Raw genomic sequence first — 12,108 nt, 5'->3', positions numbered from 1 at the left:
GCGGCTAATTGGTGACGATGAGCTTAAATACTTTTAATTCAGAAGTCGTTTTCACAACAATTACATAAGCTCCCTCTACTAAAAGCGTATCTTTAATTTCATAATAGTCTTTTCCATTATCCTGTATGGTCTTTACAAGCCTTCCCGAAGCATCATAGATTTTGATATCTACATTCTCTTTTATATCTGATATAATTCTTATGGTAAACACTTGACCTTTAGGCATTGGATTTGGGTATAATACAATTCCGTTTTCTCTTTTACGAGTTACTTTTACTGTATCTTTTTTTGTACAGCCATCTGGTGTATTCACTGTTACCGTATAAACTCCAGGTTCATACACTGTAATATTAGCGGAAGAGCTGCTAAATCCATTATCTGATGTCCATTGATAAGTAGCATTCGGATTCGAGATCTGGGTACTTGCATCGAAATGAGCAGATCCTCCGGAACTTATTATCACATCAGGTCCTAAATCTAAATTGATCGAGTTAAAATCATTGACTGTAAAATCTTCATTAATTATATTCCCATCCGCATCCGTAATGATAAGATGATAGTTTCCGATTACCAAGTCGGGGAAAGATAACTGGGATGTAGAAACATTAAAATTCTGATTAATACCGTTACCCGTTAATTGAATATGGTAAGGAGCTTTACCTCCTTTAATATTTATATTTAATGTTCCCTTCTTCTGTGTACAAGTAGGCTGCTGAAGTTCATTAATTGATAATATTTTATTTCCTAAAGCAAAAGTGAAAACATCTGTTCCTGATAAATCCTGATCAAAGGTGATATTATTAAAATGAACATTTTGATCTGCATCTACATAATCCATAGGAAATACTTCTACGTTGGCAGAATTAAAATTTCCCTGTCCGGTTTTATCGATAAATAACCATAACTTTTTATCTGCAGGTATAGTAAGTATGTTTTTGACAGAAAAAACCACTTCAGTCGGAATGGTCTGAGAAGTCTCTGTAGAAAATCTGGTTTTCCATTTTCTTTTAAACAACTGATATCCGGAAGTAGGAGTATCTAACAATAATTGCTCTTTATTATCTCCCCATATAAGAAAACTTTGATCGGGAAAATCTGCATCATTGCTATTGTTATCTACAGCTAATTTTTTAGCTGCAATAATAAGCCGCTTATTTTCTGAAGAACTCGTTGCCTGTTTCTGATACAAACCTGAATACTTATCTCTGGCAATTCCTGCAATGTTTGCAGAGTAATTAGTAAAGTCATCCTGCTTCCATATCTTTTTACTTTTTGAACTATAATATTCAGTATAAGGCATTGTAACTGCATATTTTACAGCCAGATAAGAATTTACACGGTTTCTTTCATTTTGAGTAAGAATTTTACGGTATATGAAAAATTCAGGAAGTTTACCTTTAAAATTCTGCCATGCGGTACTTCTTATATCTTTTCCTACGTACATAGAAGATATTCCCGTCGTACCTATAACAGAATGAATCTTTTCTGAGGGAATTCCGAATCTTGTATACATACTGAATGAAGGAAGATCATCAATGGTACTGGTATTGATATAGTTAATCTGTTCATTGTTATACCGGAAAATATTTTTTGTGCTGAAATATATTTCCTTCTCGTAAGACTTTTCTGAAGAAAACATAGCTGTTTCCGTGGATGTATTTTGATTTTGATACGCTGTAAAGAAAGTAGTCTTATCCATAGTCTCCATCAAATATGGAAATTTCAGATAATCATCCACCCCGTCAAAATCCAAACTTTCATTATAATTAAATAATGTATAATTAGGTTGGTTCTGAGTAGATATCGCTTTAATTTCATTCTGATTCCCACTATAATCCTGATAAGTTAATGCAGGAGTTTGTGCAGAATTAGCTTTAAACCAAACACTCACTCCCGAAACACCGCCAGGAGACTGGGCAAAACACATATCCAGCAAAAGGATATGAAAAAAGAAAAGTATTTTTTTCATCATAAGTGTTTATCTCAAATTTTGAAAATTTGTAATCGCTGAGAATCGTCTAAAATATTTTTATCGCACTAAATAACGGCACATTCGATTCTCAAAGATTTATTTTTTAATAAGCTTTTTAGTTTCTTTAAAGTCACTACATTCTAAACTAACCGTATAAATTCCGGAAGGATAATCACTCACATCAATTGTTCGTAAATATTCGCCTTTTGGAAACGCTTCACTACTTTGGTTATTCAGAATAATTTTTCCGGAAGCATCATATACGGATATTTTTACTGCTGATGAGTTTTCTAATCTGAATTTTATATGAGCTTCATCTTTTGTAGGATTCGGAAAGATTGTAAAATTACTTTCGCTTTTTATAGTTTCAGGAAGAACATTCTGATCCGAAACTCTTTTTTGTGCAACATATCTGAATGCTGAAATCATATCAAAACAAGGAGTAATGAGTGCATGAAAGCCTGAAGCATTTTCTGCATGAAAACCAACTTTCAATGTAATATCTTTTGAAGCCAGATATTCAACATTTTGTACATGAGCAATAATTTTATTACTTGCTACGATCTGCTTTGCCCAGATAGTTTGTGGAGTTGTAATGTCATCAACCGGACTTGTAAGTATTTTTAAATCTTCTTTATAACAAAAATCTACATTAGAAACAACAATAGAAAAATTCTGAACACCATTTGGAAGTAATGGTGTTGTGTTTGTTTTTGGGGACACAATAATTTTGTAAGTGTCCTTAGTAGGATTTTTAATATCTACCCTCTCAATTGTATCTACATTATTCGTGGAATTTTTAGTCGCTGCTGCCGTAAGATTATTCATTCCTCCTAATTTCCAAGGGTAATAAACAGTCTCTGTACCATTTGAATTTACTTTAACAATTTTAAGATCAAGATCATTAACTAAATTAGGGGTAGAAAGATCTACAGTATTGCTCACAAGATTTCCTTGAGGATCAGTCCATGATATCGTGGCGGATAAAGGCTGGCTAACATCAAGAGGAACTACATACAAAGTATATTTATTTCCCTGATTAAGAGAAATCTCTTTGATTAATGTAGATTTTTTATAATCCCCAATAATTCCTTCAATATTATCATGTATAGCAGCAACTGCTCTTTTCGCATCTGCCATTCCCCATCCGTAAATATAATCTGGTCCTTCTGTTCCCTTATCATTGGCTGTATGAGCCAACAGAGCACGAACTGTAGAAGATTGCATATAGCTTTGAGAAGGACTCACAGATTTATAATATTGCTGTAATAATGTTATAATACCAGAAACTACAGCAGTCGCTGATGAAGTTCCTTTATAAGTTCCGTATGCGGAGTCATAAGTCTCAATAGATGAATATATAGTCTCTCCAGGTGCGCATAGATCTGGCTTTATCCTTCCGTCGTCAGTTGGACCATAACTGCTGAATGAAGAAATATCAAAATCTTCATCAGAATTCATATTAAGATTTTTTTTAGCAGAAGCCACAACCAAAACATTTTTAGCAATTCCCGCTCCTTCAAGTAAATCATATCCTCCCTTCACAGTTACCTGAGGAACAAGAGCAGGATCTATTTCTCTGGAATTTCCCGCAGCCTTAACAATTTGTAAATATGGTCTTAAATACATCAGGTTATCCCAGTTCTGTGCTGTAGAATTATATTTTCCAAATTGATAGGTTTGAAGATATAAAGGATCGAAACCATAACTATTATTGGCAACTAAAATACCCGTTGGATTATTTGGGGAATAAGCTTCATTAAGCATTTCAGATACATCATTTACCCAATCATATGCATGAAGTTTTGCATTAAATGCAATTCCTCTTGCATTTGTGTCTCCATTACTTCCAACCATTGTTCCTGCAATGTTCGTACTGTGCCTTGTTGTAGTTTGATTTTGAGAAGAATCATAAGTAATCTTTCCGGAAAGCAATTCATGTGTAACTCTTGGCTTTGAATAATCCCATTGTCCTATAATCATATTTTGTCCTGAAATGTCTAATCCAGTACTTCCTCCAGCATATAATGTATTAGCTTTTGTCATTTGTGCCGCTCCGGCATTCAATGTCGTATAGTATAATGGTCTGCCATTTTCATCAGAACCAACTAATTGCTTATTATTTCCATCTTTTTCAATAAATTCCGGAAATCCTAAAGATTTTAAACGTTCTACTTCCTGTTTCTGTTTATTCTCTTTATTTATAATCTGTAACTGGAAATTCTTTTGATCTTCTATTAATCGATTATTGGCATCTTGCTTTTCTTGTGAAAATACCGACATGAAAAAGAATACAGAAATTCCCAAAACTGACTTTTGGTATATTTTATACATCGGAAAATATTTTTAGGATTATTTCTGCTTTGCCTTTTCTAATTTTTCTAATCTTTCATTCAAAGATTTAAGAATATCTGCCTGACTTTTGATTAAGTCCTCTTGTTCTTTATTTTTTTTATTCAGATCAATAGAATATAAAGTAAGTTCTTCAATTTTTTCAAGAAGCTTATTTGTTGTTATTCCTAATTCTAATCCATTCTCAATAATTTCTTTTGAGGATGAAAAATTAGGCAAATGGTGGTATTTTTTGGTAAACTCTTCTACTTCATCTAAAGATAACATTTTATAATCATTCTTTAAATCAGAAGCCCCATTATAATACTTTTGAAAAACATAATCTGCAGGTACCTGTAAATCGATTTTCACTTCCTCTGCATGAATTTTTCCTTTTACTGTAAGTTTTGAATCTGGATTCATAGATCCTATTCCTACGTTACCCGATTGTGCCTTAACAACGAAAGCACCATTAGTAGAGTTAGGTTCTATTAAAACATCTCCATTTCCTCCCCTGATTATTGTTTTACTATGATACTGTCCTCCAGGATTCCCAAAAAATAATGTATTATCAGGGTATTCTAAATAGCTAATAATAGGGATATTGTATCCGTTTGCATTTAATTTAATATAGTAAGAACCCTCGTTGCCATTATTATATTTCTCATTAGCGATAACAGAACCATTAACATCTAATTTTTGGGTTGGATTTTCAGTCCCTACTCCTACATTTCCATTAAGTGTTATTCTTACCTTTTCAGAATTGTTTGTTCTAAATATTAAAGGCTGAGCATCTATAGTACCTAAGAAATTGGTTGATGGATTTGTTCCGTTGTTTCCTGTCGTATTCCAGATTTGTGCTGAAGAGAAAACAGCGATCAGAGAACTTATCGTGAGTAATATTTTTTTCATTTTTGTATTTTTTTTCGCAAATATATATATTTTTTTCACTCAAAAAAATTTGCATAAATCAACATCAAATGGTAATAAAATTTATTGGAATCACATATTTAAATACTTAAATCAAATTTTAAATCATAACCCTAATTTATTTACATTTTATCATTTGTAATTAATTATTATCCTTAATAATTTTTATTATTTTTTTATTATAAACCCGTGATAAGTAATAAAGAATAAGCATTTTGATTTTAATAGTAAAATCCACATTCTTTATTATCCAATATTTTACGATTTTTCTATCTCTTAAATGAAAAGGGTTAAAAAACGTATTTATAAAATCTTATCATTAATTATTCCCACAATTTTATATTTTTTACCATTTTACTTTGTTATTTTAAATCTGTAAGTAATAAATACAGTATTGTATTATAATAATTTTACAAATTCATAATTTTCTAAATTCATTAATTTACAATAACATATTTTAAAACATATGTATCAACCTTATTTACAACACTATTACAGCATTTGTTTGCAAGAAAAATGAAATTATAACACAATCCAGAGACAGGAAAGTGAAACCTGAAATTCAGATTTTTGAAGACCGAGATACCCGAAAACAACTCCTGATAAGAAGCCTACATTTACTTTTCGAAAGCATGGAAAAATGGACGGAAAATCGGATTACACGGGAAAAGATGCTGTTTAGAGAATATCTGGATTTAGAAAAAATATACCATTTATCGGATGGTTTAAGGAAGATATACAATCATAATATCTCCAGATCAGTTGCGATGCTATTGCTTGACTATTGGTTTAGAATATTGAAGAGTCAGGTTTTAAATCATTCTCGACGCTCAAAAATACCATAATAAATCATTACAACGACATTCTCAATTATTTTGAAGCAAGAAGCACCAGTGCCGCTGCGGAATCCTTCAATGCGAAAATAAAAAATTTCAGATTACAACTGATAGGTGTAAAATACAAAGCATTCTTTCTATTCAGATTAACTAAACTTTTTGCTCAGCCCCCAACTTTTGCGCTTGATCAAAAAAAATATACGCAAGAAAATCTCAGGAATAAACTTTTAATTTAATTTGTTGAAATTAAAATCTGTTGTAAAATAAAAAAGTACACTTTTAAAAAGTGTACTTTTATTGGGTGAATGATGGGTCTCGAACCCACGACCTTCGGAACCACAATCCGACGCTCTAACCAACTGAGCTACAATCACCGTTTTGTGAGTGCAAATATAGGAAAGATTTTTTAATTACCAAACAATTCCGTCAAAATTTTTCAATGCAATTAGCTTCTCAGACGTAAATCCCTCAGCATAAGCCACTCCCGATAATCTACCTAAATCCATCGCGCGGTAAGTTAAGCTGTCCAAAAAGTTTTTTGAAGTAATCGGAGTTTCCGGCTCTTTAGAATCCGGATCATAAAACTGAGTCTTAAAAGCCTTACAAGCTTCAATTTTCGCATCCAGAAATTCTGAAATATCAATAACGAATTCAGGTTCCACATTTTTCCATTGCATATAGTTAAAAATATGTTTTGGTCTCCATGCTTCCTGAATTTCGCCTTCCAAAACTGTTTCGATTTTTCTTAAACCGGCTAAAAAGCACGCATCCGACACTAATTTCGATCCTTTTGCATGATCGGGATGTCTGTCATCAGTTGTATTAGAAAAGACGATTTCCGGTCTGTATTTACGAACCATTTTTATAATCCTCATCTGATACTCCTCGTTATTTTCCAAAAACCCATCTTTCATATTTAAATTTTCTCTGATAGAAACACCGAGAATTTTTGCAGCATCTAATGCTTCATTTTTTCTGGTTTCCTCAGTTCCTCTTGTTCCGAGTTCTCCTCTCGTAAGATCAACAATAACGCAGGTTTTTCCTTCTGAAACCATTTTGGCTATCGTTCCTCCACATCCCAATTCTACATCATCAGGATGTGCACCAAAAGCTAGTATATCTGTTTTCATACTCTCAAAGATAGGGTTAAATTAAAAACTTCCCAAACATTAAGAATGGGAAGTTTCATTATTTATAATTGTATTAAATTATTTATTAAGTTCTGCATTTAATTTTACTGCGTCCTGATAAGTTGGATCCAACTGTACAGATTTCGCAACATAATCTTTTGCTTTTGCAAAGTCTGAATCTTTAGACATATATGCTACAGCAAAATAAGCGTAAGCAAGAGTTTGCTTATTGGCTTCCTGTTCTGTAGGTTTCACAGTGCTAATGAATTTTTCGTATGCCATTTTCGCTGCATCACTATTTCCGGCTTGTTGATAAGAATAGCCTAAACTGTAATAACCAGGTGCCCAATCAGGCAATAAAGCATTCATTTTTTGCCATGTCGCGATTGCACCGTTCCAGTTTTTTGCATCCTGATAAGCTGTTGCCAACTTAAATAGAGAGTCTGAATCCTGAGCATTCGCTGCAACTTTCTGCTTCAATCCTTCGATAGTAGGGTTTGTAGGTCCTGCATCAATATCAGCCTGAGAAGCGCCTCCTCCAGCTATTTTCACCAATTCCATATCCCACTTTAATGTTTCATCTTTTGCAGCTTTTGCAATAGCTATTTTTTGTTGTGCTTCAGATGTTAACGCTGCTTTCTTAGCGGTATCTTTTTCAGTTTTTGCTAAACCTGCTGCGATAAGCCCTTGCAGCCCCTGATCTGCAGGTTGTACTCTTGATTTATCAGCCTGAGAAACAAAATTATCCATGTTCTGTTTTGCTTCTGCATATTTTCCGTCAGCATATAATTGATACGCTCTCAATTTAAATTTAATAGGATCATTGATCTTATCAAAAATCTTATCTAAAACCTGCTTGGAATTTGCATAGTCTTCATTGGTAAAATAAAGCTTTGCAATTTCTAATTGAGTATATGGATCTTCATCAGCATATTTTGTATAGTTGATAAGATCCTGAGTTGCTTTTGCATTTTGCTGATATCTGATATCATAAGCAGCAAGAGCTTTATACGCAGGAGCATAAGAAGGATCTGTCGCGATTGCTTTATCTATGCTTGTTTTAGCTTGCTGCCATTGTTGCGCAGCCATCCATAAAGTACCAATCCTTGTATAAACCGATGCTTTATTTTTAGCCAGAGGAAGGGCTTTGTCATAAGCAGACATTGCATCTCCAGGCATTCTTTTTAGTCTGTAAGCATCCCCTAAAGTATAATAATAATGAGCCGGAACTCCTTTTTTCTCAGCTCTTTCAATCGCTTTATTCAAATACTGAATTGCAAGATCAGGAGAGTTATTTTTTTCAAATAAAGTCAATGCTTCTGCCGCTCTGAAAAGAACTTCTGCATCTTTCTCTTTTGAATCTGTTACAATTTTCTGAATTTCAGCAATAGCATTTTTATCTCCTTTTCCAAGTTTTACAGTTGCTAAACCTAATTTATTTAAATAACTTTTACTGTCTGCTGCAAGACCTTTGTTAAAATTCTCGGTTGCTGCCACATAATCAGGTTCTCCCTGCTTCAGATAGGTATTTCCTAAATAGAAATAGTTTTCTGCAGTAGGTGCTGAAGCGATCATGTTCGTAAAATTAGTTTTTGCCTGAGCATATTTATCACTATCGATACTGTTGATACCATCCTGTACAGTTTGTGCAACGGCAAAGTTGGTAAAAAACATTACAGCTGCTCCAAAAGCAAGCTTCTTTACATTCATATTCATTATATCTTTCATTTTATATTTTCTAATCAAAATTCAATTTAAGTAATACACAATTTTCAGACCAAAATAATACATTTATTTTGGTTAAAGGATTAATTTAATACTTTTTAACGCATCTGAACTTCTCTTCTGTAAAGATTATAAGGTTGCAAGCCTTCTTTCTGAACGATCATCTGTCCAAGTTGTGTGCACGAATACCTTATAAAACCATTGGCAAGATTGAAGTTTCCTTCGTTTGTTAAAAAATATAGGACTCTTGTAAATGGATAATTCATTTTACGCAGGTTTTCAAAATCTGTATTGTAAAGTTTTCCCTTGTCTTCAACAGGAAGAATTTTCACCATACTTCTCAACTGTTCAGATTCCTTATCATAAGGACGGCTGAAAGTATTAAGACCGATAACCCCTATTTTATCAGGATATTTATTGAGTTCTTCAATAATATTCTTGCTTCCCGGAATGACTGAAAATTTTAAATCTTTTGGGAGTTTTTTAAGCTTTTGCGCAACAAAATTCAGATTGCTGGAATTAGCTCCGTCAAAAATAAATACCTTATTGTCAGACTGTAATCCTTCCTGAATCTCATCAATTGTGATCTTTTCTTTGGGAGAATCTTTGGGAACAACAAAAATAACAGCATCTGCTGCAAATTTTGCGGGCAGAAATTTCAGTTCAATCTGTTTTTCATATTCTTTAATCTCTTCAGGAGTAAGATCTCTCGACATTACAGCGATTCTTACTTTATTGTTAAGTAAATCAATAAATCCGAGATCTTCTTTTTTGGTAGTTACTTTTATTTTTGTTTCAGGATAGTTGATCATATACCCTTCTGCTAAAGCCTCTGTTACACTTTTAAAAGATTCATCGGTGAGAATTGTCATTTCACCTTTATGGTATGACGCAGATTTATCTTCTTTTTTACAACCTACTACTACAATGCTAACGAAAAACAGCATTATAAGTTTAATACTATTCTTCATTTCCTGAATTTTTAATTCTAGTAATTGCTCTGTAAATTCTGAAAATTCCATATAAAATAAGAAGTCCACCTAGCGCATAGGCAACTCCAGGATCCAAAACTGTGAAGAAAAATTTGTAGAATATCACTACAATTCCCAAAACGATATAAAATAATCCCGTAACCAGAGATAACCAATTGAACATCATATAACAAAAATACCAAAAAAAATAAAAAGAGAAGCAAATGCTTCTCTTTTTTAATTATTATTTTAAAGATAAATATTATCCTTCAAAATTCATTGTTAAAGGTAATCTGAATCTGTAACGTACAGACTGACCGTTAATCTTAGCAGGAGTCCATTTATTTTTAATAGACTTAATGGTTCTGATTGCTTCAGCATTGAAGTCAGAATTTCCACCACTTGCTTTAACATCAGTAATACTTCCGTCTCTCTCTACCACAAAGGTAATCTCAGTTTTTACCGTACCTTCATCTCCGTTCATTGCTGAACCATCAAAGTTACTGGATACTTTATTTCTGAAAGCATTAATACCTCCAGGGAATTCAGCAGTCTGCTCAACTTCTGTATAAACCTGAGTATCGCTTACCTGTGGTTTTACTTCAGCGGTAGATGCCTTTGTACCTGTTGATGGCGGCGGCGGCGGCGGAGTGTAAGCCGGAGCTTTTACCCCTTCCTGATTTACCAGACCCGTCGTTGTTTCTAATTGCTTAGAAATCGGTGGTGGTGGTGTTTCAATTTTTGGAGCTTTTACAGGCTCTGGAACCACGTTTTGAATAATTTCAATTTTCTCTTCCTCTTTTGGCGGAGGTGGTGGTGGTGGTTCTTCTTCTTTTGGCTGCTCAATAATTTTATCTTCCTGAAGAACATCTACAAGATCAGCCTTAACTTCCTGTTTAGGCGGAGCAGTAAGTCTCTTAATGGTAAGATAGATAAATGGAGACAAAGCAGCAATAAGGAATAATGCTGTTCCAACGATGAAAGATTTTGTCAGAAGTTTTGGGTACTGATGTCTTAAATCGTATGCACCATATTCCTTGTTTCTATTTTCAAATACAATCTCATCTAAAGTAAGATTCGGATCGTATACATTTTCATTTGCCATAGATTTACAATTTTATGGTTTAAATTACTTAGTAGCCGGAGTTGCTGCTGCAGCTCCAGAATTACCCACTTTTTTATCGTAAATAGCTTTTTCCCAAGGTTTAAGATCAGTAACACCGTACTGCTCGCTTTTTGTAATTGCCATTTCGTCAAGGATATCTACGAAGTTTTTATATACAGCATCGTCAGTTGGCTTAATAATAACCGTAAATTTAGTTTTATCTGCCGCATTTGCTTTTGCCTGCTCAATTACTTTTCTGATTCCTTCTCTATCAAAAGTAGTTTCGTTAAGATTCTGATCTGTTAAAGACGTGTTGTCCTGCTGATGCCAGAAAATCTTATTGTCTTTACCTAATAATAAAGATATAGAGTTAGAAAGTTTAATTTCTGTTGGAGGTGGTTTTTTTGTTTCATCCTTCGGTTTTGCCGGAAGACCCAAATCCATTACATTCGGTTTAGAGAATGTGGTTGTGAACATAAAGAAGGTAATCAATAGAAAACCCAAGTCCACCATTGGAGTCATATCGACTCTGGTACTCTGTTTCTTGGAACGTACCTTGCCGCCTTTGGCGCCCTTTTCCTGTACTTGTACTTCTGCCATTTCTAAATGATATTATTCATTAGGTTTACCTTCTTGTGATGTAATCAACCAAAATTTAAGAAAATCTATATCTCTTAAACCCTCAAATAAGCTTTTTACTTTTGGGTATTCAGTTGTAACGTCTCCTTTAATTGCTAATTTGTAATCAGGATTTACGTTCAAACTTTCTTTTACCCAGTCTACTAACTGCTTATTTGTACTATCCATAGGAATCCCTGTAGGACTCTTGAAATTTTTCTGCTCGTCATCTGGCAAATCAAGATAGCTTTTAAGCTGGTTCATAGGAACCCCAATTGCTTGTACTTTCTGGAATGCAGCTTTTTCGTTATTGTCAAAAGTAATTCCATACTTTCTTCCCATATTGTCTAAAAGCTGTAGTCTCTCAGATGCATTTTCTACTGGCTGAAAATAAAATTTTCCGTCCGGAGTAGCGTTGATGGTCATCAAACTTGCATCAGGAAGTAACTTCTCTGATATTGAAGATGGCGGTTTAATCTGCTCCACATCA

At 33.6% G+C, this 12,108-nt stretch carries 10 protein-coding genes, 1 tRNA gene and 1 pseudogene; 1 reads left to right on the top strand and 11 read right to left on the bottom strand.

Annotated features, from left to right (window positions below; translation table 11 throughout):
- Window positions 1–4 precede the first annotated feature (4 nt).
- From WFK35_RS00065 to WFK35_RS00055, 3 genes are all read right to left on the bottom strand, one after another.
- Window positions 5–1,969, bottom strand: coding sequence for a T9SS type A sorting domain-containing protein (locus WFK35_RS00065; RefSeq protein ID WP_336730769.1), 1,965 nt, complete (start codon window positions 1,967–1,969; stop codon window positions 5–7).
- A 99-nt stretch (window positions 1,970–2,068) separates the two neighbouring features.
- Window positions 2,069–4,306, bottom strand: a complete 2,238-nt coding sequence (locus WFK35_RS00060; RefSeq protein WP_336730767.1) for a S8 family serine peptidase — start codon at window positions 4,304–4,306, stop codon at window positions 2,069–2,071.
- Between the two features lie 18 nt (window positions 4,307–4,324).
- Window positions 4,325–5,215 carry a hypothetical protein gene (locus tag WFK35_RS00055; protein ID WP_336730766.1) on the bottom strand — a complete coding sequence of 297 codons (891 nt, stop codon included), beginning with the start codon at window positions 5,213–5,215 and terminating at the stop codon, window positions 4,325–4,327.
- Between the two features lie 566 nt (window positions 5,216–5,781).
- On the opposite strand from WFK35_RS00055, the pseudogene WFK35_RS23255 reads away from it, so the two are divergent.
- Window positions 5,782–6,305: pseudogene (locus WFK35_RS23255) on the top strand (transposase).
- Window positions 6,306–6,368: 63 nt separating this feature from the next.
- On the opposite strand, the gene WFK35_RS00040 reads toward WFK35_RS23255, so the two are convergent.
- From WFK35_RS00040 to WFK35_RS00005, 8 genes are all read right to left on the bottom strand, one after another.
- Window positions 6,369–6,444, bottom strand: a tRNA-His gene (locus tag WFK35_RS00040).
- A 35-nt stretch (window positions 6,445–6,479) separates the two neighbouring features.
- Complete coding sequence (gene bshB1 / locus WFK35_RS00035; protein WP_214587378.1) at window positions 6,480–7,199, bottom strand: bacillithiol biosynthesis deacetylase BshB1; 720 nt, start codon at window positions 7,197–7,199, stop codon at window positions 6,480–6,482.
- Between the two features lie 78 nt (window positions 7,200–7,277).
- Entirely contained in the window at window positions 7,278–8,927 is a 1,650-nt protein-coding gene (locus WFK35_RS00030) for a tetratricopeptide repeat protein (protein WP_336730762.1), read from the bottom strand.
- Window positions 8,928–9,022: 95 nt separating this feature from the next.
- A complete protein-coding gene (locus WFK35_RS00025; RefSeq protein ID WP_336730761.1) occupies window positions 9,023–9,895 on the bottom strand; it encodes a PstS family phosphate ABC transporter substrate-binding protein in 873 nt (290 codons plus the stop codon).
- Window positions 9,885–10,082, bottom strand: a complete 198-nt coding sequence (locus tag WFK35_RS00020) for a DUF308 domain-containing protein (protein WP_250902056.1) — start codon at window positions 10,080–10,082, stop codon at window positions 9,885–9,887. The genes WFK35_RS00025 and WFK35_RS00020 overlap by 11 nt, the downstream gene beginning before the upstream one ends.
- Window positions 10,083–10,157: 75 nt before the next feature.
- The gene (locus WFK35_RS00015; RefSeq protein ID WP_214587381.1) at window positions 10,158–11,000 is read right to left on the bottom strand and encodes an energy transducer TonB; all 843 of its coding nucleotides are present in this window, start codon (window positions 10,998–11,000) and stop codon (window positions 10,158–10,160) included.
- A 24-nt stretch (window positions 11,001–11,024) separates the two neighbouring features.
- Complete coding sequence (locus WFK35_RS00010; RefSeq protein WP_214587382.1) at window positions 11,025–11,600, bottom strand: ExbD/TolR family protein; 576 nt, start codon at window positions 11,598–11,600, stop codon at window positions 11,025–11,027.
- 12 nt (window positions 11,601–11,612) lie between these two features.
- Window positions 11,613–12,108: biopolymer transporter ExbD (locus WFK35_RS00005; RefSeq protein WP_336730760.1), on the bottom strand; the 496-nt coding region annotated here is incomplete at its 5' end.

This window comes from Chryseobacterium sp. VD8 (assembly GCF_037149975.1).
GTDB lineage: Bacteria > Bacteroidota > Bacteroidia > Flavobacteriales > Weeksellaceae > Chryseobacterium > Chryseobacterium indicum.
The sequence above is the reverse complement of the archived record's forward strand: the minus strand, read 5'-3'. Positions and strand labels throughout refer to the sequence as shown.